Annotated in this window: 18 protein-coding genes; 6 read left to right on the top strand and 12 right to left on the bottom strand. The window is 68.9% G+C overall.

Annotated features, from left to right (window positions below):
* The gene (locus OV287_RS44265) at nucleotides 1–495 is read right to left on the bottom strand and encodes an NUDIX hydrolase (protein ID WP_267540087.1); all 495 of its coding nucleotides are present in this window, start codon (nucleotides 493–495) and stop codon (nucleotides 1–3) included.
* Nucleotides 496–640: 145 nt separating this feature from the next.
* Between OV287_RS44265 and OV287_RS44260 the strand changes: the two genes are divergently transcribed.
* Nucleotides 641–2,410 (top strand): MDR family MFS transporter, encoded by a 1,770-nt coding sequence (locus OV287_RS44260; protein ID WP_267540086.1) that lies wholly within the window; start codon nucleotides 641–643, stop codon nucleotides 2,408–2,410.
* 6 nt (nucleotides 2,411–2,416) lie between these two features.
* Here the strand turns inward: OV287_RS44260 and OV287_RS44255 are convergent, their stop codons facing one another.
* The 3 genes from OV287_RS44255 to OV287_RS44245 all read right to left on the bottom strand — a co-directional run bounded on the left by OV287_RS44255 (nucleotide 2,417) and on the right by OV287_RS44245 (nucleotide 5,076).
* On the bottom strand, nucleotides 2,417–4,057 hold the full coding sequence (locus OV287_RS44255; RefSeq protein ID WP_267540085.1) for a DUF2339 domain-containing protein: 1,641 nt from the start codon (nucleotides 4,055–4,057) through the stop codon (nucleotides 2,417–2,419).
* A gap of 21 nt (nucleotides 4,058–4,078) precedes the next feature.
* Nucleotides 4,079–4,624 carry a GNAT family N-acetyltransferase gene (locus OV287_RS44250; protein WP_267540084.1) on the bottom strand — a complete coding sequence of 182 codons (546 nt, stop codon included), beginning with the start codon at nucleotides 4,622–4,624 and terminating at the stop codon, nucleotides 4,079–4,081.
* A gap of 101 nt (nucleotides 4,625–4,725) precedes the next feature.
* Complete coding sequence (locus OV287_RS44245) at nucleotides 4,726–5,076, bottom strand: four-helix bundle copper-binding protein (protein WP_267540083.1); 351 nt, start codon at nucleotides 5,074–5,076, stop codon at nucleotides 4,726–4,728.
* A 385-nt stretch (nucleotides 5,077–5,461) separates the two neighbouring features.
* Here OV287_RS44245 and OV287_RS44240 point away from each other — a divergent pair, with 385 nt between their 5' ends.
* Nucleotides 5,462–7,750, top strand: a complete 2,289-nt coding sequence (locus OV287_RS44240; protein ID WP_267540082.1) for a M12 family metallopeptidase — start codon at nucleotides 5,462–5,464, stop codon at nucleotides 7,748–7,750.
* Between the two features lie 63 nt (nucleotides 7,751–7,813).
* Here the strand turns inward: OV287_RS44240 and OV287_RS44235 are convergent, their stop codons facing one another.
* The gene (locus tag OV287_RS44235; RefSeq protein ID WP_267540081.1) at nucleotides 7,814–10,531 is read right to left on the bottom strand and encodes a M1 family metallopeptidase; all 2,718 of its coding nucleotides are present in this window, start codon (nucleotides 10,529–10,531) and stop codon (nucleotides 7,814–7,816) included.
* Between the two features lie 192 nt (nucleotides 10,532–10,723).
* A complete protein-coding gene (locus OV287_RS44230) occupies nucleotides 10,724–11,890 on the bottom strand; it encodes a ribonuclease D (protein ID WP_267540080.1) in 1,167 nt (388 codons plus the stop codon).
* Between the two features lie 66 nt (nucleotides 11,891–11,956).
* Here OV287_RS44230 and ttcA point away from each other — a divergent pair, with 66 nt between their 5' ends.
* The 4 genes from ttcA (at nucleotide 11,957) to OV287_RS44210 (ending at nucleotide 15,889) form a co-directional block, all read left to right on the top strand.
* Complete coding sequence (gene ttcA, locus OV287_RS44225) at nucleotides 11,957–12,814, top strand: tRNA 2-thiocytidine(32) synthetase TtcA (RefSeq protein ID WP_308809789.1); 858 nt, start codon at nucleotides 11,957–11,959, stop codon at nucleotides 12,812–12,814.
* A complete protein-coding gene (locus tag OV287_RS44220) occupies nucleotides 12,807–13,634 on the top strand; it encodes a TerB family tellurite resistance protein (protein WP_267540079.1) in 828 nt (275 codons plus the stop codon). The genes ttcA and OV287_RS44220 overlap by 8 nt, the downstream gene beginning before the upstream one ends.
* Before the next feature lie 16 nt (nucleotides 13,635–13,650).
* Nucleotides 13,651–14,472 (top strand): phosphate/phosphite/phosphonate ABC transporter substrate-binding protein, encoded by an 822-nt coding sequence (locus OV287_RS44215; RefSeq protein ID WP_267540078.1) that lies wholly within the window; start codon nucleotides 13,651–13,653, stop codon nucleotides 14,470–14,472.
* 181 nt (nucleotides 14,473–14,653) lie between these two features.
* On the top strand, nucleotides 14,654–15,889 hold the full coding sequence (locus OV287_RS44210; protein ID WP_267540077.1) for a serine hydrolase domain-containing protein: 1,236 nt from the start codon (nucleotides 14,654–14,656) through the stop codon (nucleotides 15,887–15,889).
* A gap of 10 nt (nucleotides 15,890–15,899) precedes the next feature.
* On the opposite strand, the gene OV287_RS44205 is transcribed toward OV287_RS44210, so the two are convergent.
* From OV287_RS44205 to OV287_RS44180, 6 genes are all read right to left on the bottom strand, one after another.
* Entirely contained in the window at nucleotides 15,900–17,168 is a 1,269-nt protein-coding gene (locus OV287_RS44205; protein WP_267540076.1) for a metallophosphoesterase family protein, read from the bottom strand.
* 45 nt (nucleotides 17,169–17,213) lie between these two features.
* Complete coding sequence (locus OV287_RS44200; RefSeq protein WP_267540075.1) at nucleotides 17,214–17,768, bottom strand: Uma2 family endonuclease; 555 nt, start codon at nucleotides 17,766–17,768, stop codon at nucleotides 17,214–17,216.
* 216 nt (nucleotides 17,769–17,984) lie between these two features.
* A complete protein-coding gene (locus OV287_RS44195) occupies nucleotides 17,985–19,151 on the bottom strand; it encodes a serine/threonine protein kinase (protein ID WP_267540074.1) in 1,167 nt (388 codons plus the stop codon).
* A gap of 88 nt (nucleotides 19,152–19,239) precedes the next feature.
* Nucleotides 19,240–22,260, bottom strand: a complete 3,021-nt coding sequence (locus tag OV287_RS44190; protein WP_267540073.1) for an ASH domain-containing protein — start codon at nucleotides 22,258–22,260, stop codon at nucleotides 19,240–19,242.
* A gap of 190 nt (nucleotides 22,261–22,450) precedes the next feature.
* On the bottom strand, nucleotides 22,451–23,311 hold the full coding sequence (locus OV287_RS44185) for an alpha/beta fold hydrolase (RefSeq protein WP_267540072.1): 861 nt from the start codon (nucleotides 23,309–23,311) through the stop codon (nucleotides 22,451–22,453).
* An 84-nt stretch (nucleotides 23,312–23,395) separates the two neighbouring features.
* Nucleotides 23,396–23,569: a hypothetical protein gene (locus tag OV287_RS44180; RefSeq protein WP_267540071.1), complete on the bottom strand. Its 174-nt coding sequence runs from the start codon at nucleotides 23,567–23,569 to the stop codon at nucleotides 23,396–23,398.
* Nucleotides 23,570–23,607 lie beyond the last annotated feature (38 nt).

Here is a 23,607-nt window from a genome sequence, read left to right as displayed (position 1 = left end):
TCAGGGCGTGGACGTGCCCTGTCCGCGCCGACGCGCCGCCTCCTCGAGGTAGGCGCGCACCAACTGGGCGAGGGGGAGCTGGAGCGCCGTGTCGAGGTCGATGAACGCGGCCCACACCACCTCGCGGTTGTCGAGGGCGAGGGTGGGCTCTGCGTCGACCTCGAGCTCGGCGAAGTGGCAAAGGTCGCGCTTGTACTCGTCCGTGCCCCGGGCCTCGAAGACCTCGCGCAGCTCGCTCGGGGCGACGCTCAGCCCCACCTCTTCGCGCAGCTCGCGTGCGCCAGTCTCACGAGGGGACTCGCCCCGGTGCTGGCCACCACCCGGCAGGCTGAAGACCTGCTTGTAGGAGTTCTGCAGCAGCAGCACCTTGCGGCCGTGCCACACGCCGACGAGGGTGCCCTCCGTCTCCGGGCGGCGCACGAACCAGTACCCGAGCGCCAGGGTGTAGGCGCCCCGGTAGGCGATGCGAACGAGTGGATCGACAAGAGAGCTCACGGCTCCTCCTCGTTGGCACGGTAACCGAGTGGCCTGGCAGGGTCGATCTGTCGTCTCGATTCCGGGACCTGGTCCGTGGTGTGCCGGAAGGCCCTTGCACCTGGAAATATTCGAGATATTCCGGGAGGGACTGGAGCCGTCATCCATGGCCGCATCCCCGGAAGTCACCGCGCAGCACCCCCAGCCCTTCGAGCTGACCCCTTCCCAGAAGCTGCTCACCCTGCTGGGTGTACTGCTGGGCATGCTGCTGGCCGCGCTCGACCAGACCATCGTGTCCACCGCGGGTCCCGCCATCCAGAAGGACCTGCACATCCCCGCCTCGCTCTACGCGTGGATCACCACTTCGTACCTGGTGGCCTCCACGGTGCTGGTGCCGGTGTACGGGAAGCTGTCGGATGCGTTCGGCCGGCGGCGCATCCTCGTCATCGGCATCGTCATCTTCCTGCTGGGCTCGGCGCTGTGCGGCCTGTCGCAGACGACGCTCCAGCTCATCCTCGCCCGCGCGTTGCAGGGCGTCGGCTCGGCCTCGCTCTTCACCAGCGCGTTCGCCATCGTCGCGGACATCTTCCCGCCCTCCGAGCGCGGCAAGTACCAGGGCATCTTCGGCGCTGTCTTCGGGCTCTCCAGCGTGGTGGGGCCGCTGGTGGGGGGCTTCCTCACGGACCACCTGAGCTGGCACTGGGTGTTCTTCGTCAACCTGCCCGTGGGCGCGGTGGCGCTTGGTTTCATCCTCACCCGCATGCCGCCGCTTCGCCATGCGGGGCGCAAGGCCTCCGTGGACCTCGTGGGCGCGTTCACGTTGTCCGTGTTCACCGTACCGTTGCTGATTGCCCTGTCGCTCGGCCGTCGCACCGTCGCTCCGGGCGAGACGGGTTACGAGTGGGGCTCGCCTCAGATTCTCGGCATGTTCGCGCTCTCGGCGGTGGGGCTCGTTGCCTTCATCCTGGCCGAGCGCACCGTGCAGGAACCGCTGCTCGACCTGAAGCTCTTCCGCAACAAGACGTTCGCCGTGGGCAACGCGGCTGCCTTCATCAGCGGCGCGGTCTTCCTGGGCGCCATCGTCTTCCTGCCCCTCTTCATGGTGAACGTGGTGGGGCTGTCGGCCACGAGCTCGGGCTTCACGATGACCCCGCTCACCCTGGGCATCGTCACCGGCAACATCCTCTCCGGCCAGCTCGTGTCACGGCTGGGCCGGTACAAGGTGCTCATCCTCAGCGCACAGGCCGTGGCGGTGATCGCCTTCGGGGTGATGGCCTTCACCCTCAGGCCCGCTTCCACCCAGGGCGAGCTCACGCTGAAGATGATCTTCGTGGGCCTGGGGCTGGGTCCCTCCATCCCGCTGTTCACTCTGGCCATCCAGAACGCGGTGGCGCCGCACCAGGTGGGAGTTGCCACCTCCAGCGCCACCTTCTTCCGCCAGATGGGCTCCACCATCGGCGTGGCGCTGATGGGCACCGTGTTCGGCGTGGCGCTCTCCTCGTCCATGGCCACGCACATGAGTGAGGCCACCCGGGATGTGCCCGTGGAGTTCCGCCGCCAGTTGCTCCCGCAGCAGGCCGCGGGCGGGCAGGTGAGTGAGGAGGGAGGCCCCTCGGAGCGCTCCTTCGACGCAGCGGCCATCAAGGCCCGCATCGCCGAGGGCTTCGAGAAGCAGCGCGAGGCGCTCGCCCCCGCGGCCCAGGCGGGAGATCCGGCGGCGAAGGATCGGCTCGCGGGCCTGGCCCAGGCGCAGCAGGCCGCCGAGGCCACGGTGGACAAGGTGGCCCTGGCCTTCAAGGAGGCCTTCTCCGAGGCCATCCGCGACATCTACCGCATCACCATGCTCATCGCGCTGCTGGCGCTGCTCGTCACGCTGGCGCTCCCGGAGCTGCCGCTGCGCAAGACGAATGCGCCCGCGCCTCAGGTGCTGGAGTAGGCCCCCTCAGCGCCGGTGTCCGCGCAGCCGCGTGTAGACGTACGAGACGGCCAGCAGCATCACCCCGAGCAGGATGAAGGTGAGGATGCGCTGGTTGGGCGGCAGCCCGGACAGGTCCACGAAGAGCAGACGCCCCAGGGTGAAGGTCAGCACCGCGAGGCCCACCAGCCGGTACCAGCGCTCGCGCACCGCGAAGCCCAGGGCGAACAGGCCGAAGGCCGCCACGCCCCAGCCCAGCGTGGTGAGATCCGAGGGCATCAGCTCGCCCACGAGCCATACCAGCGCCAGTCCCGCGCCGGCCGCGCAGAAGAACTGGAGCGTGTCGCGGCGGCGGCCCTCGGGAGGCGGAGGCAGCCGGTCCATCGGGACCACCGCGGACCGCTCGACGAGCGTGAAGCCCACCACCAGGGCGGCGTACAGGAGGGCTCGGCCCGAGGGCGGCAGCCACGTGGCTCCGAGCGCCACGTAGAGGATGCTCACGCCCACCACCTGCAGGGCACCCGCGCCCAGGACACGCCCGGCGACTCCCGCCACCAGTCCCACCGCCGTCCACGCCCACACCAGCGCGGTGTCCTCGTACTGCGAGGGCAGGCCCAGCGCGAGCGTGAGGATGCTCGTGGCGAGGAAGGCCTGGATGACCCCGGGAGCCGCGCCCCTCCAGTTGGCCACCGCGGCCCCCGCGCCCTGGGCCAGCGCCAGCGCGACGAAGAAGGCGAAGAGGTGCGACTCGCCCCAGCGCGACACCTCCACCGCGCCCAGGGTGAGCATCCCCACCCAGTTGAGCAGCGCGAAGGAGAGCGCCGCCCGCCTCGACAGCTCGCGGGGGTGGACCAGCAGCGCCACCGAGAAGATGAAGTAGTAGAGCGCGAGGAAGGCGAGGCTCAGCGCCAGCCGCTCGCTGTCTGGCTGGCCCGGGGCGATGGCGTCCGTGCGCATCGCCCAGATGACGTGCGTCGAGTAGACGGCCACCAGGCTCGACAGCGGCACGAGGACCCAGCGGTTCTTCACCAGGAAGAACAGCGCCCCGCTCGCCAGCATCGTGGTGGACATGAGCGTGAAGAGGGTGATGTCGCTGAGCATCCCCGTGCGCAACCCGAGGAAGAGCGCGATGCCCGCCACCGTCTCCGACTGCATCCGCTGGGCGATGACGATGATGCCCACCACGTTCATCGCCAGCAGCACCAGCGCGAGCGGCTCGTTCTCGATGACCCGCACCGCCGGCACGAAGTGCAGCGCGTACGTGACGAAGTAGGAGAGCGCGAGGCCTCCGCCGAAGATGATCTGCCCGAAGACCTGGTGCCGCCGTGACAGCCAGTGGCCCAGCGCCGCGAGTCCCCCGCTCAGCAGGTAGCCCGCCCCCACTCGCGCCAACACGCCCAGCTCGCCGAAGTGGTAGATGATGAGGAAGGCGAAGCCGATGATGAGCGCCACGATGCCCACCCGGCTCAGCCAGTACGTGCCGAGGTGCGCCTCCAGGTCTCTCTTCTCCTCGGGCTCGCCGGGCGCTGGGGCTCTGGCCACCGGGAAGGGGAGTGGCCGCGCCGGGGCTACCGTCTCCAGCCTCTCGATGCGCGTCTCCAGCCGGGAGACCGTCTCCTCCAGCCGCCGCACCACCTCCCGCAGGTCCTGCGTGTCTCCCTCCGCCATGCGCTCCTCGTGCGCCGCACCTTAGGCCGGGAGTGGCTTCCACTCCGAGCGCAGAATACCCATCATCAGCGTGTCCACGTACGCGCCGTCGACGTAGTGGTGCTGCCGGAGCACGCCCTCGTGGCGGAAGCCCGCTTTCTCGTAGGCGCGGATGCCCGCCACGTTGTGCTCCAGCACCTGCAGGTCGATTCGGTTCAGGTTCAGCGTGCCGAAGCCGTAGTCCAGCACCATCCGCGTGGTTTCCGAGCCGTAGCCCTTGTGCCACTCGGACGGCTCGCCGATCAGCATGCCGAAGGTTGCTCGCCTGCTTCGGAAGTCCATGTCGTGCAGCCCGCAGGTGCCGATCATCCGGTCCCCATCCCGCAGCACGATGGCGAACAGCACATCCCGTTGACTGGCCGTGAGTGCGTCCACGAAGGACACCTCTTGCGCCGTGTTCATCGGACGGTGAACCAGCAGGTTGCGGCGCACGTCCGGGTGGTTGACGAAGGCCGCCAGCCTCGGAGCGTCGTCACGCTCAACAGGGCGGAAGTACAGGCGTGGGCCCAGCAAGAAGGGCGTCTGCACGGTGGGGTCCTCCTCGAGAGAAGACCCTCACCCTAGTCCTCTCCCAGGGGGAGAGGGGACTTTCATGGGAAGCGCTCTCGGAAGAACGGGGGGTTGCTCCGTCAGGTGAAAAGCAGCGGCCGGCAGGCCCGAGCCAGTTGCAGCGCGTCTCGTGCCAGCACGTGGGAGGACAGGTTGGTGTCCAGCCACGCGGCACGTGCCACCTGGTTGCTCAGCTCGAAGCACAACGTTGCCGTGCGCCGTGCCAGCCGGCTGTCCTTTTGCAAGGCACGGGCGTTCAGTTCACACAGCTCCGCGCATTGGCGCAGCAGGCGCATCGGCTCGCTGTCAGCGCGCATCCCCGTGGAGGCCAATTGCTCCATCGCCGCCTCGCACGAGGCCTGACAGCTCAGGCTCGCAGCGATGCAGTGATGGATGTCGGCCGTCGCGCCACCCAGTCGGACTCCAGACATGCCCACGCCACCTCCACAGCGGCTTCAAAACTACGCACGTTCCCCCCAGCCGCAACCGGATCTGCCGCCCTCACGGACGCATGTTAAATCGGCTCCATGACATTGAGGTTCGTCCCTACTGACCTTGAGTAGGACGCACAGGAGCACACCGAGGTTCCCGCCCCGCTCTCCGAGAAACTCCGGCAAACCTCCTGGCGTGCATGTCGTCAGCGCAGATGCAAGTGGGACGCCTGTCTTCGTGCTCAGTCCGCACGGGCGGAAGATTACGCTCCGTGTGGGTCCGGTGCTGGAGACGCTGAACACCTTTTTCTCCAGCGGCCTTGCCCGAATTTCGGACTCGCGTGTCCCAAGGCGGTGAAGACCCCTTCACCAGAGGACACGCGAGATGAAGACCCCGAAGAAGTTCCAGCTCCGCAACACGCTCACCGCCGCGAGCCTCGGCATGCTCGCCATCACCACGCAGGCCGGATGTGGCGGTGCCGTCGAGGAGTCAGAGACGGAAGAGCTGCCCTCCACGTTCGGCGGAGCCGAGCTCGCCTACCCGGGGCGGACCGGCGTTGCGCGCACCGGCATGCTGCGCACGGAGCGGGGCGAGCTCCAGGTGAGCTACGAGGAGATCGACGGCAACGCGGTCATCGACGGGGACATCGTGATGCCGCTGCACCTCCTGTCCGAGCCGGGCGAGCGTCATGCCAGTGGAACGGCCCGCTCCTATGCCTCGACGCGTTGGCCCAATGGCGTGGTGCCCTATGTGATCGACTCGGGGCTGAGCAGCCCGTCGCGCGTCACCGACGCCATCGCGCACTGGACGGAGAAGACGAACATCAAGTTCGTCGCCCGCACGAACGAGACGGACTACGTGAGGTTCGTGTCGGGCTCCGGGTGCAGCTCGTCCGTTGGCAAGGTGGGCGGCGCGCAGAACATCACCCTGGAAAGCGGCTGCTCCACGGGCAACGCCATCCATGAGATCGGACATGCCCTGGGGGTGTGGCACGAGCAGATGCGCAGCGACCGCGACAACTACGTCACCATCAACTGGAGCAACATCCAGTCGGGCTACTCGCACAACTTCCAGACCTATACGGCCAGTGGGTATGACGGCCTGGACGTCGGCGCGTACGACTACGGCTCGATCATGCACTACTCGCGCAACGCGTTCGGCATCAACGGCGCGGAGACGATCACCCCGCGCACTTCCGGCGTGACGATCGGCCAGCGCGATGGACTGAGCTCGACCGACCTCGAGACAATCAGGACCATCTACGACGGGGTGACGGAGTTCACCAACATCTCTGGCTGGTGGGGGAGCGCCAACGCGGGTGGCGGCGTGGCGATCACGCAGCTCGACAGCGACTCCCGGCCCGACATGATCGTCTTCCACGTGGATGACCCGAGCGGCGGGAACAACGGTCACTACCGGATCGGCTGGAACATCGACAAGGTCACGCTCGCCAACGGCGCGGGCACGAAGTACAGGCCCACGAACTGGAGCGGTCCCACCAGCATCGGCGGCTGGTGGGGCAACACGACGAGCGGTGCCGGCATCGCCGTGGGTGACATCAATGGCAACGGCCGGCCCGACCTGGTCGTCGTCCACGTCGACAATCCGGACGGCGCGGACGGTACCCACTACCGCATCGGCTGGGACCTGACGACGAGCGGCTCCGTCAGTTCATGGAGCGGCCCCTACGGCTTCTCGGGTGGATTCCACGGCAGCCGTACGCAAGGCGCCGATGTCGCCCTGTATGACCTCAACGGCAACGGCAAGCTCGACATGGTCGTGGGCACCGTCGATGACGCGAGTGGCGGGAACGCCATCTACTACAGCGTCGGCTGGGACCTCAGCTCGAGTGGCGGCATCAGCTCGTACAGCGGCAACCACACGAAGACCGGCTGGGTGGGGAACACCACGCAGGAGATGGGTCTCGACGTCGCCGACATGGACGGCAACGGCAAGCCCGACATCGTGATCTCCTGGGTGGATGCACTGTCGGGCGATGACGTCCACGTCTACCAGGTCGGCTATGACCTCTCGTCGTCGACGGGCGCGGTGTCGTCGGGCTGGAGTGGCTCCGGCTCTGCGATGAACACCGCCGCCCGCACGCTCAATGCGCGGGTGGGCGAGCACACCCAGGGGGCCGACGTGGCCGTCTACGACTTCAACAACGATGGGAGCAAGGATCTCCTCGGCTTCCACATCGACCACGTGAACGACAACACGGGCTACCTCTCCGTGCTGATGGACCAGTCGGACAAGCTGTACAGCTTCGCGGCGAAGCACAGCGGCCAGTTCATGGACATCGTGAACGACGACACCCATGACGGGGCCCGGCTGCAGCAGTGGCCCTGGGGGAACGGCGACAACCAGAAGTTCTCCCTCCGCGCCACCGGGGACGGCTACTACTTCGTCGTGGCGAGGAGCAGCGGCAAGTGCCTCGACATCGGTAACAGCTCCACGGCGGATGGGGCCGCCGTCCAGCAGTGGTCGTGGAACGGTAACGACAACCAGAAGTTCTCGCTCGTGAGCCACGGCGACGGCTACTACAGCCTCAAGGCCAAACACAGCGGCAAGTGCCTGGACGTCTTCGCCTTCAGCCAGGAGAACGGCGGCGAGATCCTCCAGTGGTTCTGCAATGGCTACGACAACCAGAAGTTCACGATGACCCGGCTCTAGAAGCCGGCGAGCCGAGCCAGCAGCCCTCCGCGAGCACACCAGCCTCGCGGAGGGCTTCTTCCATTACTGGCGCGAGAGGAAGCGCACCAGTCCGGGCTGGAGGGACTCGCGCTGGGCGATGCACAGGTCCACGTTCTCCAGCGCCTTCTCCAGGAACTTCGGGCCGCCGGGGTAGCGGGCCGCGCGCTCCTTGAAGAAGGTCTCCACATGCTGGCGGTGCTCGGCATCGCAGAATGCGCCACCCAGCCACGGCATGTGGCCGCCTATCTCGTGCGGCATCCGGGCCATGATCGCGTCGAAGTGCTCCGTCACGTAGGTGTAGAAGTGCTCGCGCGTGCTCTCCGCGGACAGCATGGCATTCACCAGGCCCGAGGTGACCTCGAGCGTGGAGAAGTCCTCGGAGAGCATGAGGGCGGTGGTGGCGCGGGCGAGCGCCGGGTCGCGGAAGGAGCCCAGCGCGCCAAACAGCTTGCCGCGCTCGGCCGGTTCCGTTGTCTTCCGGGCCTCGGCGAGCAGGCGCTGGTGGAGCGCGGCATCCCCCTTCACCGCGGCCAGCTGCAGCACCACCTCCACCATCTCCGGTGAGACGGCTCGGCGATCCTCCAGCCACTTGCGCGTCAGCTCGCGGGCTCCAGCCAGGAGTGACGGCTCTTCGCCCAGGAGCGCCACGACCCTCACGACCGAGGGCCTCAGCAGACGCGTGGCCTCGTCCTCGCCCGGGCGCGGCTGCAGGCCGAGCGCGCGTGCCTTGTCGCCGAACGTGTGGCGCACGAAGGCCGCGTACTTGGGCCTCAGCGCCTCGGGGATGAACTCGCGCCGCACCGAGCCCACCATGCCCAGCGCTCGGGTAAGCAGGTCCCTGTCATCCGAGGGCAACAGGCGCGTTACCACGCCGAGGGCTTCGTCCACGGGCAGCTCGTTGCTGGCCATCAGCGCCTGGGCGTCGCCGAGCAGGCCCATGCGCTCGGGCAGGGTGAGCTGCTTGCCGCCACCGCGGGTGAGTCTGCCGAGCAGGTCACCCTCCAGCTTCACCTGGTAATAGCCGCGCGCATCGGCGTTCGGGGCGACCCATTCAGGGCAGCCGGTGGCGCCCTTCAGCACGAGCTCGCCCGTCTTCTCGGTGAGGAGGGTGCAGGCCCGCGCCTCCTGCTTGCCGGTGCCGTAGCGCACGCACACGGGCACGTGCCACGTCTGCTCCGCCGTGCCCGCGCCCTTCGAGCCCACGGGCAGGAAGCGGCGCTGCGCCAGCGTCAGCTTCGGAGGCGCGCCCGCCTCGCATAGCAGCCCCATGGTGACGAGGGGCACGCCGGGCTGGACGAGGAAGGTGGAGAGGGAGGCCGTCATGTCGGTGCCCGAGGCCTCGGAGAGGGCCTGGAAGAAGTCGGCCGCGGTGGCGTTGCCATGGGCGTGCTTGCGCATGTGGGCGCGTACGCCCTCGCGGAAGCGCTCCGGGCCCACCCAGGACTCGAACATGGCGAGCACCGCGTTGCCCTTGTCGTAGGTGATGGCGCCGTCGAAGGCGGTGAGGATGTCCCCCTCGCTCTCCACGGGCTGGAGGATGCGGCGCGTGGTGACGAGCCGGTCCGCCGTCATCGCATTGGCCTGTTCACGCACGCGCGCGGCCTCCATGTTCCACGAGGGCTGCCACTGGCCCGTCACCTTGAGCGCGAGCCAGTCCGCGAAGGACTCGTTGAGCCAGGTGTCATCCCACCAGGCCAGCGTCACGAGGTTGCCGAACCACTGGTGGGCCAGCTCGTGCGCCTGCACCTGCGCGAAGTCGCGCTGGCGCGCCAGCGTGTCCTGCTCGGGCCGGGCCAGCAGCAGGGGCATCTGGAAGGTGATGAGCCCCGGGTTCTCCATGGCCCCGAAGAGGACGGGTTGCGGAATGGTCAATACGTCCAGCTTCTCGTAGGGGTAGGGGATGCCGAAGTAGTCCTCCAGCAGGCCGAGCAGCGGCGGCGTGGCCTGGGCGGCATAAGCGGCCTCGGCCGTGCGGCCCTTGGGCACCACGATGCGCACCGGCGTGTTCTTCTGTCCGGCCGGCGCCGCGTCCACCGTCTCGAAGGGGCCTACCGCGAAGGCCACCACCTCGCTGGGCAGCGGCGGCGTGGGCCGGAAGCGCACCGTCTTCCAACCGTCCGGGCCCGTCTCCTCGGAATCCACCGGCGTGTTGGAGAAGGCCCGCTGGTCCCGCGGCACCCTCAGCGTGAGCTGCCATGGCACCTTGAAGCCCGGCTCGTCGAAGCACGGCATCGCCCGCCGCGCGTCATCCGGCTGGAACTGTGTCAGTGCGTACCAGTTGTCCCCATCCTTCTGGCGGAAGAGGCCCACCGTCTCCTTCGCAGGCGCGAGCCCCTGGTACGCCACACGCAGCGTCGCCGTGCCCGGGCCCACCGGGCGCTCTAGCAGGAAGCCGAGGAGGCTGTTGCTCTCCGTCACCACGCGTGCCGGCTGCGACGCGCCTCCCGCCGTGAGCGTGGCCTCCTTCACCTTCAGGCCATTGCCGTGCAGCCACACCTGCCGCGTGGCTTCAGACACCGTGAGGGCGATCTCCACTACTCCCTCGAAGGCCTCCTGCTTCGGGTTCACCGAGAGCTCCACCTTGTAGCCCGTGGGCTTCACCTGGGTGCCCAGGCGGAACGTGGGGGGACGAGGAGTCTCGGCAGCGGGGGCCGGCGGTGGGGTCGCGGGTGTGGTGAGCGCGGTGCCCTGCTGGGGCGCGGCACAGGCCAGGGTGAGCGCGAGCAGCGCCCACGGGGTGTGGCGGAGGCGGACGATCATGGATTCCCTCTGTTGGGTGGCGGGAGAACGCCTGGGCGCCGTTTCTATTGCGCAGCGCGTGAGGGCTGGGACCCCTCCGTGCGGAGGGGTGCTCGCGGCATGTCGCTGGGAGTTCTGGCCTCCAAGCCCTGAGGTTTGCTCCGCCACCTGTCCCGGGAGTGTTGTCCCGGGGCAGGTTCGCTCGAGGCAGGTTCAGCTCTGCACGGGATGCTGGCCGAGCAGCGCCAGCAGCTCCTCACCGTAGATCTGCACGCGCTTGTCCCCGAAGTAGGGCACCGCCCCCAGCTCGTCCAGGTTCGCCGGAGGACGTGACACGAGCGTGTCGAAGACGGGGTTGGGCAGCACCACCGAGGGTGTCACCTTCCGCGTCGAGGCCTTCTCCGCGCGCCACGCCTTCAGCGCCTCCTCACGCTTGCGCCGGTTCGCGTCCTTCGGCCCCTTCTGCTCCTGCTCCGGCTTCAGCTCGCCCCGCTGCGACTTCTCCAGCAGCTCGCGCACCAGGGCCAGCACCTCGTCTCCGTGCGCCCGTACGAAGGCGCCCCGGACTCCCGCCGCCTTCGTCAGCTCCCTCGGACTGCTCGGCGGCTTCACCGCGATGTCCGAGATGGCCATGTTGGAGAGCATCCTCCCCATGGGCACGTTCTCCGCCTCGGCCCACTCCAGCCGCTTGCGGTGCAGCGCCTGGGCGATGGCATTGCCCAGCACCAGCTGCGTCGGCGTCAGCCCCGCCTTCGGCAGGCGCGGCTTGAAGTCCGCCCCTACTTCTGGCCTCGCCGCCGCCTCGTCGCACATGCGCTGGCAGTCCAGCAGCACCTCTTCGAGGATGTCCGCCTTGCGCGTCTCCTCCCGCACCAGGCGGCCCAGCTCCACCAGGTAGCGCACGTCGTTGGCGATGTAGTCCCGCATCCCCGGAGGCAGCGGCCGCAGCGAGAAGTCCGACTGCTGGTGCTCTTTCGGCAGCTCCACGCCCAGCCGCTCGCGCGCCAGGTCCGCCAACCCCACCTTGGGCCAGCCCAGCAGTGTCGCCGCCCGGTGGGTGTCGAAGAGCCCCCGTACGCGCACCCCCGCCTCGGCCAGGTAGGGCAGGTCTCCCCCCGCGGCATGGAAGAACTTGGTCCGCTCCGGGTCCCCCATCACAGGGGCCAGCAGGACCGGCTCTACCCCGGGCTGGAGCGTGTCGAACAGCAGGACCTCCTCGTCCGTGGCTACCTGGAGGAAGCACAGGCGGGCGCGGAAGGCGTGCATCGCATCCGCCTCCACGTCCACGGCCAGCTCCTGGGCCGCTTCGAGCTTCCGGGCCGCCTCCTGGGCCCCCGGGGAATCAATGATGTCCTGCGCACCTTGTGGGAAGGTCGGCATTGCGGAGAGCAGGCTAGCGGACCAGGTATGTACGTGTAGCGTGTTTTTTCCTAAGTCGCCGCTAGGATGACAACCCCGATGAACCCCGACGTCCTTCGCCTCGAGAAAAGCCTGCTCGGCCACATGGGCCGTGCCATTTCGGACTACTCCCTCATCTCCGAGGGGGACCGCATCATGGTGGGTGTGTCCGGTGGCAAGGACTCGTACACCATGCTGTACCTCCTCCGGGAGCTACAGCGCCGCGCGCCAGTGAAGTTCGACTTGCTGGCGGTGAACCTCGACCAGGGCCACCCCGGCTTCCCCGCCGACAAGCTGGAGGGCTGGTTCAAGTCCGAGGGCTTCGCCTACAAGATGCTCAAGGAGGACACCTACTCCATCGTCCTGGAGAAGACGCCTCCCGGGAAGACGCAATGCGCCGTCTGCTCCCGAATGCGGCGGGGCATCCTCTATACGGCCGCGGTGGAGCTGGGCTGCAACAAGATTGCCCTCGGCCACCACCGGGACGACCTCATCCATACCCTGCTGCTCAACCTCTTCTTCGCCGGCTCGCTCAAGGCCATGCCGCCCATCCTCAAGAGCGACGATGGGCGCAATACCGTCATCCGCCCGCTGTGCTACGCGCCGGAGAAGGAGATTGCCGCCTACGCGGAGGCGAAGCAGTTCCCCATCATCCCCTGCGACCTGTGCGGCACGCAGGAGAACCTCCAGCGCAAGCGCATGCAGAAGCTGATGGAGGAGCTGGGCAAGGAGATTCCCAACGTCCGCCAGAGCGTGCTCTCCGCCATGAGCAACGTGCGGCCGAGCCACCTGCTGGACCGGAGCGTTTTCGACTTCTCTGCGCTCGCGTCCGAGGGTACTCCACCCGAGGAAGCGCAGGTGCAGACGACGGCAGCACGAATCCAGGGAGGGCTGGCGGATGCATAAGGAAGAGGCGGTGAAGGCGCGCAAGGATCGTAACGCGGCGCTGGTGGAGGTGATGCTGCTGGCGGCCATGGCCGATGGCCGGGTCTCGCAGCGGGAGATGCAGACGTTGCTGCGGCGCGTCATCGAGCGCCCCGAGTTCGAGGGCACCAAGCCCGAGGAGCTCAACGCGCTGGTGGAGGCCAGCGCCCAGCGGCTGTCCAAGGCGCACGATCTGGAGGAGATTCTGGCCTCGCTGCGGGCGCGGCTGCCGGACCACAAGAACCGGATGCTGGCCTTCGGGCTGGCGGCGTCCATTGCGTTCTCGGACCACCGGGCCACGCGCACGGAGCTGGGCCTGCTCAAGACGTTCCAGGCGGCGCTGGGCATCTCCGAGGACGAGGTGGCTCAAATCATCGACGTCATCGAGGGCGGAGGCAGTCTGGCGGAGGCGCTGGGTGAGCCGCTGGAGCGCCTGTTCGCCGAGGTGATGGTGCTGGTGAGCGCGGCCGACGGGCACCTGAAGGAGGCGGAGGCGCGGGCGCTGGTGGAGAGCTTCGCGTCGGATCCGCTCTTCCACAACGTGAGCCCCGAGCGGGCGCAGGCCTTCGTGAGCGAGGCGGTGTCGGCCCTGGCGGCCGAGGGGCTGCCGACGCGTCTGCAGGTGATGGCGCGCGGGCTGACGACGCACACCCAGCGGCTGAAGGCCTACCGGCTGGCGACGAAGATTGCCCACGCGGGAGGCCAGGAGCCGAGCCTCAACGAGCAGCGCATCCTCCACATGCTCCAGGCGACGTTCGGACTCGCCGACGACGAAGTGGCGCGGTTGGACCGCGAGGCGTAGACACGGGCTCCCGACCATGTCCGCTCCTCCTCCCAACCCGGCACGATTCTCCTTCCGGTTCGGCCTGCCGCCCTCGCTGGGCAACGCGCTGGCGCGCGAGCGGGCCGAGCGTTTGACCGCCTTCATCGAGCGGGCCTTGAGCCGCAAGGTGGAGGTCAGTGTGGCGGCCAGTTACGAGGCGCTCGCCAAGGACTTGCTGGCAGGCCGGGCGGATGCCGTCTGGGCGCCGCCTTTCGTGTGTGCGCGGGTGGAGGCCATGGGGGTGCGGGTGCTGGCGCGCGGGGTGCGGCGGGGGCGCTCGTCGTACCGCTCGGCGCTGGTGGCACGGGCGGGCTCCGGGCTGACGCTGGAGAAGCTGCAGGGCACGCGCGTGGCGTGGGTGGACCGGGACTCGGTGGGTGGCTACCTGCTGCCCGTGGCGTACCTGAAGGCCAAGGGCCAGGAGCCGGTGAAGACGTTCGCCGCGCAGCAGTTCGCGGGCTCGTACAAGGCGGCCCTGGAAGCGGTGCAGGGCGGGGTGGCGGACGTGGCGAGCATCTTCTGCCCTCCGGAGTCCACGGGGCTGTCGTACGCGGACGGCGTGGAGGTGGTGCTGCCGGGGAAGGGTGGAGCCTTCGAGCTCATCGCCTACACCGAGGAGGCGCCCAACGACGGGGTGCCGGTGGGCATGGGCGTGGCGCCGGAAGTGGTGGGCCAGCTGGAGCGGGCCCTGCTGGGGCTGCACGAGAGCGAGGACGGCAAGCGCCTGTTGGAGGAGCTCTTCTCGGCGGAGCGCTTCGAGCCTGCTCCGCGGATGGGCTACCGGGCCCTCTACCGCGTGGCCCTCGCAAGCCTCTGAGCCCCCACCGCGCGCCAATTCCCCACCCGTTCGCGCATCAACCCCTCTCCCTTCGGGAGAGGGACGGGGTGAGGGTATTGAGCATCCCAGGTTGAGTCCGTGCCCCGTGTCCGTGGTGCTTGCGCACCGCGTCATCCGTGACATGCTGCGCCGGGAGTAACGATTCTTGGAGAACCAACGGATGGCGGACTTTGGCATCAACGTCGACCCGGGTGAGGTCGGCCTGGATGCGCAGCGGCTGCGGCGCATCGACACGCATTTCCGCCGGTACGTTGACGACGGACGGCTCGCGGGCTGGCAGGTGATGGTCTCGCGGCGCAACAAGGTCGCGCACCTGTCGTCGTACGGGTTCGCCGACAAGGAGGCTGGCCGTCCTGTCGAGACGGACACCCTCTGGCGCATCTACTCCATGACGAAGCCCATCACCTCCCTCGCGGTGATGATGCTGTGGGAGGAGGGCGCGTTCGAGCTGTCCGACCCTGTCAGCCGGTGGTTGCCCGAGTTCTCCCAACCGCGCGTCTACGTCGGAGGTCCGGCGGCTCGGCCCGTCACCGTGCCCGCCATCGAGCCCATCCGCGTCTGGCACCTGCTCACGCACACCGCGGGGCTCACGTACGGCTTCCACCGCGTGCACGTCACCGATGAGATGTACCGGCTCCGCGGCTTCGAGCTCGGTGCTTCGGATTTCACGGACCTCGCCGCGTGTGTCCGCGCCTGGGCGGAGCTGCCGCTCACCTTCCAGCCCGGTGCCGAGTGGAACTACTCGGTGGCCACGGACGTGCTCGGCCGCTTCGTCGAGGTCGTGTCCGGACAGACGCTCGAGGCCTTCTTCAACGAGCGCATCCTCGGCCCGCTCGGGATGAGGGATACGATGTTCTGGTGCCCCGAGGACCGGCAGCACCGTCTGGCCGCGCTGTATTCGGCGGACGCCTCGCGCACCCGGACGATCCGCTCCGAGGTGCTCGGCAAGGGCATCCTGAATCCGCCTCCGTGGCTGTCGGGCGGCGGCGGGCTGGTGTCGACGACGCGCGATTTCACGCGCTTCTGCTGGATGCTCCAGAACGGTGGCGAGCTCGACGGCGCGCGGTTGCTCTCCCCGCGGACCCTCCGCTACATGACCCAGAACCATCTGCCCGGGGGCGTGGACCTCACCGCCTTCGGCCGGCCGCTGTTCGCCGAGACGCGCTTCGACGGTGTCGGGTTCGGGCTTGGCTTCGCCGTGGTCGTGGATCCGGTGGCCTACCGCACGCTCTCGACCGTGGGCGAGTACCACTGGGGCGGCATGGCGAGCACCGCCTTCTGGGTGGACCCGGCCGAGGAGTTGGCCGTCGTCTTCATGACCCAGCTGCTCCCGTCGAGCACCTATCCGCTCCGCTCTCAGCTGCGCCAGCTCGTCTACCAGTCGCTCGTCGACTGAGAGCTGCGCTCTACACGCCGTGAGCCTCCGCCCGCGCGGGGCCCAGCGCCCGGCCCTCGAGTGCGCTCGGAGCCACCGGGAGCTGCTCGACCTGGAACTGCGGCAGCGCGCGGAACAGCAGCCAGTCCCCGCTCTCGAGTGGCCCCTTCACGAGTTGCCCGGTGTCGAGCAACTGCCGGCCGAAAGGGACGGAGGTGTCGCCGAGCGAGAGCTGGAAGCGGAGCTGCTCCAGCTTTCCGCTATCCAGCTTCACCTGGCCCTCCACGTACACGCTGTCGTCGCGGAGGAAGAGCCGCGAGGCCCCCTCGACCCGTCCGTAGGAGTTGTCCGCGAGGATGAGCTCGAAGGACTCCTCGCGCAGCACCGAGGGGCAGTCTCCGCTTGGTGTGTGGCCTACCACGACCCGGTGGATACCCGAGTGGGCGAGGGTCGTGATGAGGGCAGGGGAGGGCAGTCCGGGATGATTGAGCGAGTCGGCCATGCGCCCGTACACCACGCTGCCGAGGTTGATGCGCTCACCCGGGGTGGGCGCCTGGTAGGCGATGAGGGGCTCCCAGGCCGGGGTGCCATCCGGGCCTATGCGCTCCTCGCGGAAGGCCGCGAGCTGCTCGCTGTACCAGCGGTTGAGGGCCTCCACCCAGGCATCCACACCCTCCACGAATTCTCCCGTGGGCACCACCCCGAGGCTGCGCTCATGCACCCCACCGTGGACGAAGAGGGTATTGCCGGTGCGGTAGGCGAGCTGACAGACGGACAGGTAGTCCCGTAGCGGCCCTCCAGGGCGGACATCTGCGAGGAAGCTGTCCACGACGTCCTCGTCGCTCACCTGGTCGTTGGTGCGCTCCAGCTCGGCCCGGCGGAACTCGAAGGCGCCTCGCGCGCCCATGGTGTTCTCCATGATCCACCGCAGGAGCACCGGCCGGGGGGCGGCTCGCATGTCGGCGGGGGTGCGCGCCAGGGGGAAGCCGTTCAGCTCGCGCAGCAGGCGCAGCTTGTTGATGTCCCGGTTGCCCGCCAGCAGCACCACCTGGGAGGGCTGCCGCTGCCGGGCTTCGAGGAGCGTGCGCACCACCCGGAGCCCGTCGGGGCCGCGGTCCACGGCATCTCCCCCGTAGACGAAGGTGGAGCCCGGACGCACCACCAACCGCCCCTCGTGATCGAGGTGCACGTGAGGGTTGTCCCGACAGAAGCTGACCAGCTTCTCCCAGATGCCCTCTACGTCCGTGAGGTAGGCGACGGGATGGTGGGACCTGCTCGTCCCGGAATGGGTGTTCGCCATGGGGGAAGGGTGCTCTTCCAGAGGGGGCCTGTCACCCCTATTGCGCTACACCTCATCCCAGAGGGCGGCGAGTTCCAGTTCCAGCGCTTCGAAGGGCTCGGCGCGCACTCGAGCCAGGCCGGTATGCGTGGCCAGCGGCGAATAGCGCGTCCCGTCCAACCGGAATACCTCCAGCGTGCGCGCTTCCGGATCCACGAACCACACGTGCCGGACGCCCTCGCGCGCATACACGGGGAGCTTGGCCGTCCGGTCCAGCCGGCTCGTCGAGGGAGAGAGCACCTCACACACCCAGTCCGGTGCGAGCGTGAAGGCCGCGACACGTGGTACGCGCGGCATCCGCTCCCTGCTCCAGCCGGCCAGGTCCGGCACCAGCACGTCCTGTCCCAGGTGCAGCTCCGGCTTGTACAGCATGACCCATCCGCCAGGGCCTCCCCGTCCCAGGTGGAACGCTTCTCCCAGCTCGGCGCTCAGTATGGAGACCGCCAGCACGTGAGGACTCGCCGGCCGGGGACTGGCGTACAGCTCCCCGTCGATGATCTCCCCCACCACATGCTCCGGGAGTGCCTCCAGGTCTGCATAGGTGGCTGGTCTACGTCCCATGACTTCCCTCTGTTCCCCGACGCCCGTCTCCGTTTCCATGGAGCCGGTCTAGCACTCCCGTCTGACGTGTCACGTCACCTGGAGCCATCTTCCCTGTGAAGTTGCCTCTGCTGTGGGCCGGGCGCAAGCGTTTCTCGGGCGCTGGCCGCCAAGAAGCCCCATGCATCTTCACTCGAAACGCCTGTCTGCCTGCCAGGCAAAGGACAGGGGGACGGTCTACGTCTCCTCAGTGTCCTCGCCGCTGTTGCGAGTGCCGGTGGGACGCCGGGCCGCGGGAAGCGGAGCTGCCTGTGCGGTCCGGCCCTTCGGAGGTGTGGCGCCAACGGGAGCTCGGGCCTGCTTCGCCTGCGGCAGCCCCTGGGCCTGCGCGGGCGCCACCTTGGTCGACGAGGGCGAGCTGGTCTCACGCGCCAGCCGCGGATCGTACTGGATGACGGTGGGCTCGCTGGCGAAGCGCTCCTCCTCGAGCTCCGAGGCGAACAGCTCCTTCATGAAGGCGGTGAGGTGGGCCGGAGTGCCCGGGAGCCGCTCGGCGAGCAGGAAGTCCTCGAGCGCGAGCTGGAACTCCCCGGCGCTCTGGAAGCGCTCCTCGCGCTTGCGGGCCAGCGCCTTCATCACCACGGCGTCCAGCGACTTGGGGACGCCGGGCACCGCCTCGGAGGGCGGGAGCACCTTGGCGCCGACCACGGCCTTGAGGGTGGCCATGTCCGACTCGCGCTTGAAGAGCCGCTGGCTGGTGAGGAGCTCGTAGAAGACGATGCCCAGGCCGTACACATCCGAGCGGGCGTCGAGCTCCTCATCGCGGGCCTGCTCCGGGGACATGTACGCGTGCTTGCCCTTGATGGTGCCCACCACCGTGTGGGACAGCTTCCCGGACACCTTGGCCACGCCGAAGTCGATGATCTTCACGTTGCCGTTGAAGCCCACGAGCACGTTCTGCGGGGACACGTCCCGGTGGATGAGGCCCAGCTTGCGGCCCGAGGGCGAGCGCGCCTGGTGCGCATGGTCCAGCCCCGCGGCGGCGTCCGCGATGATGCGGCACTTGAGCCCCAGGGGCAGCCCGCCCTTGCGGTGGTTGGCGCGCGCATTCACCTGGCTGACGGCCTCGCCCTGGACGTACTCCATGGCGATGTAGAGCACGCCGTCCGCATCCCCCAGCTCGTAGATTTGCGCGATGTTGGGGTGGTTGAGGATGCCGGCGATGCGGGCCTCATCCAGGAACATCTTGATGAAGTCCGTGTCCTCGGAGAGGTGGGGCAGCAGCCGCTTGACCACCAGCAGCTTCTGGAAGCCCACGGGACCCTTCTGGCGGGCCAGGAAGACCTGACCCATTCCGCCAGTTGCCAGTTTTCGCAGCAGCTCGTAACGGCCGAAGGTTTCCACGGGGGACCCAACCATAGCCGCCCCGGGGCCACGAGCGGAAGGGACCCCGTCCTCTTGACGGGGCTCCCGGAAGCCGCTCCGGAGTCCCTCAGGGGGCAGGGGTCCAGGGGGTCGTCACGCAGGCGCTGCGGTAGCGGACCTCGATGGTCTGGCCCGTGGTGGGTACCGCGGCGGAGTCGAAGATGACCGCGTTGCGCGCCGAGTCATAGGTCCACTGGTCGTCCGGGAGCCGCGTGCCCTGGACGCGCACGGACATCTCCGCCGTGCCGTTGGGGGTGGCGCTCAGGGAGAAGTCCGCCTGCGGCTGGCCGGCGCGCTGGAGCAGCTTGTCCAGGAAGGGGCCGTAGTCGCCGGTGCAGATGGAGTCCACCGCGCCGCCGGTGCGCTGAGCCACGGTGGAGAATCGCGGCCCCGGCCCACCCGCGGTGGTGCAGCGCGAGTCCGTGGGCACCAGCGCGTAGAGCTGGGTGCGGTGCGACATGCCGGTGCCCTTCAGGGCCTGGAGGAACTGCACGTAGCTCTCCGGGTCGAAGCCGGAGTGGTCGTCCTCGTCGGACACCACCACCACCGCGAGCCGGGCCGTGGCGCGCAGGAAGCCCAGGTTGCCGTCATTGGGCAGCGGGGTGCGCGGATCATCCGGGCTGGTGGCCAGGGGGGAGGAGAGCCCCTGGCGCATCGTCTCCAGGCCCTGCACCAGGTTGTGGCACAGCCCCACCTCATCGATGTTGGCCTGCACCGTTGCCGCCGCCGTGGCCGAGGTGCTGGAGATGGCCCGGGCGCGGCTGCCATTCACCGGCACGAGCCGCCCGGCCTCACCGCCCTGTGCCGGGCCGCCACACACGCTCCGGGCACCCAGGCCCGTGCTGGTGACGCCCAGCCGCAGGTCCACCCCCTGCTGCCGCGCGCGCTCCACCCATCCGGGCAGGGCAGCCTTCAGCCGTGCCTGGTAGGTATCCATGGTGGTGGTGTTGGACACCACGAAGAGGACGTCCAGCTGGCTGTCCGTGCCCTGGATGAAGCGGTCGAGCTGCAGGCCCTCGTGGTTCGTCTCCGCCAGCAGCGGGACGAGCAGCGGTGCCGGGTCCTGGTCCGCGGACACGAAGTAGGGGGTGTAGTGCTGGCCATGCACGTTGCGCGCGTAGGAGAACTCCACCTCCACGCCCTCGCCGGGGGCCAGCGTGCGCGGCAGGGCGAGCGGCGTCAGCTGCTGGAACTGGTTGCTGGTGCCCGTCCCCATGTGCACGCCGCCCAGGGTGATGGGCGTGGCGCACTGGTTGGAGAGGAGCGTGCGCCGGGGCATCGCCGGGCAGTCGTAGCGGATGGGCCCGAAGTCCACATAGGCGGGTGCGGCCACCAGGCAGCTCGCCAGCGACACGCCGCGGATGGGCAGCGTCACCGTGGGGTACGCCGGGTTGTTCACCGTCATCCTCAGCTCGCCCTGGAACTCGCCCGGGGCCTTGGGCCGGAAGGCGATCATCGCGCTGAAGGCCGTGTCGTACTCCACCACGCCGCCCGCGAGCCGGCCGCCCGGCATGAAGAAGGCGCCTCCGCCGTCATTGGACAGGTGGATGTCCTTCACCGCGCACTCGGCCCGGCCGGGGTTGCGGAAGTAGAAGCCCAGCACGGCGCCGCGGCCCGGCTCCACGTTGCCGAAGTCCAGCATGGGCTGGGGTTTCAGCTCGTAGACACAGGGGCCGGTGGCCCGCGCGCGGCCGGTGAGGACGATGGTGCGCTCGGGGTTGAAGAGGTCATCCGAGACGAGCACCAGCGTGGCCTGCCAGGGCCCCTCGTCCTTGGGCTCGAAGTACACCGTCAAATCCAACCCGTCCGCGCCCGGGGCGATGGGGATGTCCTCCGCGCCCAGCGTTGGCCAGGCGGTGCCGGCCATCCACGGGTAGGGCTGCGTGCCGCGCATGGGCACGTCCACCGAGAAGTGCTGCGCGGCCCCGGTGCCCCGCACGCTCCGGAAGTACAGGTTGCCGTTGCTGCCGCCGTTGGAGAGGCGGATCGTCCTTCCCACCTTGCCGCCCACGGGCAGCTCGCCGAAGTCCAGCGACAGCGGGGCCACCGCTAGCGTGGGCCGGCCACCGCGCGCGTCGAGAATCACCTGCGACTGGCGCGGCTTGTCCGACTCGTAGCCCACCGTCAGCATGCCGAGGTTGGGTCCGGAGGAGCGCGCCGCGAACTCCAGGGGCACATCCACCTGCTCGCCCGGCTGCACCTCCAGGGCACGCAGCGGGTTGAGCGGCGTGAAGGCCCGGTCATTGGTGCTCAGCCCCATGATGGTGACGGGCCGCCAGGTGATGTTGCGCGCGCGCGTGAAGGACTTCGTGCGCTCGTGCACGGGTATCAGGTCAAAGGGCACCGGCTCGGGGTCGAAGACGAAGGCGCTCGCCACGGAGCGGCCCGCCAGCTCCGCCGTCGTCGGGGTGCAGGTGGCACAGGGCTTCACCTCCACCATCGCGCGCATGTCCCCGAGGTCCTTCGGCAGGTAGCGCGTCTCCACCTGCTGCGTGCTGAGCGGCGGCACGGTGATGGTGTCCGTGAGGAAGGAATCGGCCGCCGCTCCCTTCACCGTCACGGTGAGCGGCAGGTCCCCCGGGTTGGTGATGGTGAGGCGCAGCGTGCGCTCGCTGTCCACCTCCAGCGTCTCGAAGTCCAGCAGGGCCGGGTGGATCCGGATGGGCGAGGGCACGCCCTGGCCGCTCACCCGCACCGTGTGCTCCCGGCCCGAGTTGGCGTCCGTGGTGACGTGGACCGTCTCGTCGATGGGGCCCTCGGCCAGCGGGTGGAAGCGCACGCGCACCAGCTTCTCCGAGCCCGGCATTACCCGGCCCTCGCCCTCGAAGGCGATCTCGTACGAGGGGTCCCCCTTCAGCCCCAGCGCGTCCAGGGCATGGAAGGGCACGTAGCCCACGTTGCGCAGGCGCACGATCTTCTCGCGCCATTCGCCGACTGGCACCTCGCCGAAGTCGAGTGCATCCGCGTCCACCGCCGCCTTGGCCAGCACCGAGCGGGTGTTTCCCGGCTCGTGGCATGCGGCCAGATGCGCCGCCAGCAGCAGCAGCGACAGCCCGATGATCCGCCCACTGCCCAGCCCCGTCCTCATTGCCCGTTCTCGCCTCGCGCCCATCCGGCATGGCCACGATGCAAACGGACGACCAGCCCTGTGTCGACTGAAGAGCCCAGTAAAAACAGGGGCTTGAGAAGGGGTGTGGATGTGGGATGCGAACCGAGGGAATCCTCTTACCCTGAAGGGTGGAAGGAGTTTTCCCGGGTTGCCAGAGGGGTGGGGCGGACTAGCGGGCCGGGAGGATGTGCTCCACCAGGGCGCGCGCCACGGCCTCGGGCTGCTCCAGGTGGACGTGGTGCCCGCCGGGAAGGACGAGCGGCGGCCGCGGGAGCCTCAGTGCGTCGAGCCTCGCCCTGGCGCGCTCGTCATCGAAGCGGAAGCCCTCGCTGCCGAGGATCAGCTGCACGGGGCAGGTGACGGCGGAGGAGATGGCGAGCCACTGCGCGTCGTCGTAGCCGAAGGCGAAGCGGCGGCGGTGGGCGGGATCAAAGGTGAAGACGAGGCCACCCTCCACGGGCTCGGTGCCGTAGCGGGCCATGTGGAGCGCGGCGGCCTCTGTCAGGGAGGGGTTGTTCTCTCGCAGGCGGGCGGCGGCGGCCTCCACGTTGGGGTAGCGCTTGCGGTTGGGGGCGCGCTCCAAGTCGTCGAGGAAGCCGCGCAGCCGCACGAGCGCGTTCTCGGGAGGACCGCCCGTGGGGCCGAGGCTCTCGATGAGGCTGAGGCTGAGGACGCGGGAGGGGCGCGCGGCGGCGTAGGCCGTGGCGACGATTCCCCCGAGCGAGTGGCCGACGAAGTGCGCCGACTCGAGCCCGGTGGCGCGCAGCACTGCCTCCACGTCCACCAGGTGCTCGGCGAACTGGTAGTGGGAGTGGGGTGGCTGGTGCGCGCTGCGGCCCATGCCGCGGAAGTCGAGCAGCACCAGACGCCAGGAGTCCGGCAGGTGCTCGGCGACCAGATCGAAGCTGTGGGAATGGTCCAACCAGCCGTGCAGGAAGACGACGGCGGGCGAGCCTCCGGCATTGCGTTGGCGCGCGTGGAGGGCAAGGCCGTGGGCATCGACTGTCAACGACTCGAAAGATGAGGGCAACGGCGGCTCCTTGCGGGCCGGGAAGATTACTCCGGCCGGTACCGCATGACGCATCCGGCCGCCGTTGGAAACAACGAGTGTGGCTCAGGCCTGTGGCTGCATGGCCTCAACAGGAGCCGAGGCGGAGAGCACCAGGGCGAGCTGCTTCGCCTGACCCTCGGAGGTGCAACGGTACTCCTGCACCTTCCCGTTGGCCTTCTCCAGACGGAGAATCCACACATCAGCTTCCTTGGACACGACGGAACGAACTTGCGACATGGCTGCCTCCTCTGAGGGCTGCCTTCCCCCACACTCTC

Origin of the sequence: Archangium lansingense, assembly GCF_026626635.1 — a bacterium.
Taxonomy (GTDB): Bacteria; Myxococcota; Myxococcia; order Myxococcales; family Myxococcaceae; genus Archangium; species Archangium lansingense.
This window is presented reverse-complemented; position numbering and strand designations above follow the sequence as displayed.

What these genes read in the sequence shown, in the direction of transcription:
- OV287_RS44260 (WP_267540086.1), top strand. Translation starts at nt 641, where the DNA reads ATGGCCGCATCCCCGGAAGTCACCGCGCAGCACCCCCAGCCCTTCGAG.
- OV287_RS44255 (WP_267540085.1), bottom strand. Translation starts at nt 4,057, where the DNA reads ATGGCGGAGGGAGACACGCAGGACCTGCGGGAGGTGGTGCGGCGGCTG.
- OV287_RS44245 (WP_267540083.1), bottom strand. Translation starts at nt 5,076, where the DNA reads ATGTCTGGAGTCCGACTGGGTGGCGCGACGGCCGACATCCATCACTGC.
- OV287_RS44240 (WP_267540082.1), top strand. Translation starts at nt 5,462, where the DNA reads ATGAAGACCCCGAAGAAGTTCCAGCTCCGCAACACGCTCACCGCCGCG.
- OV287_RS44235 (WP_267540081.1), bottom strand. Translation starts at nt 10,531, where the DNA reads ATGATCGTCCGCCTCCGCCACACCCCGTGGGCGCTGCTCGCGCTCACC.
- OV287_RS44230 (WP_267540080.1), bottom strand. Translation starts at nt 11,890, where the DNA reads ATGCCGACCTTCCCACAAGGTGCGCAGGACATCATTGATTCCCCGGGG.
- ttcA (WP_308809789.1), top strand. Translation starts at nt 11,957, where the DNA reads ATGACAACCCCGATGAACCCCGACGTCCTTCGCCTCGAGAAAAGCCTG.
- OV287_RS44220 (WP_267540079.1), top strand. Translation starts at nt 12,807, where the DNA reads ATGCATAAGGAAGAGGCGGTGAAGGCGCGCAAGGATCGTAACGCGGCG.
- OV287_RS44215 (WP_267540078.1), top strand. Translation starts at nt 13,651, where the DNA reads ATGTCCGCTCCTCCTCCCAACCCGGCACGATTCTCCTTCCGGTTCGGC.
- OV287_RS44210 (WP_267540077.1), top strand. Translation starts at nt 14,654, where the DNA reads ATGGCGGACTTTGGCATCAACGTCGACCCGGGTGAGGTCGGCCTGGAT.
- OV287_RS44205 (WP_267540076.1), bottom strand. Translation starts at nt 17,168, where the DNA reads ATGGCGAACACCCATTCCGGGACGAGCAGGTCCCACCATCCCGTCGCC.
- OV287_RS44200 (WP_267540075.1), bottom strand. Translation starts at nt 17,768, where the DNA reads ATGGGACGTAGACCAGCCACCTATGCAGACCTGGAGGCACTCCCGGAG.
- OV287_RS44190 (WP_267540073.1), bottom strand. Translation starts at nt 22,260, where the DNA reads ATGAGGACGGGGCTGGGCAGTGGGCGGATCATCGGGCTGTCGCTGCTG.
- OV287_RS44180 (WP_267540071.1), bottom strand. Translation starts at nt 23,569, where the DNA reads ATGTCGCAAGTTCGTTCCGTCGTGTCCAAGGAAGCTGATGTGTGGATT.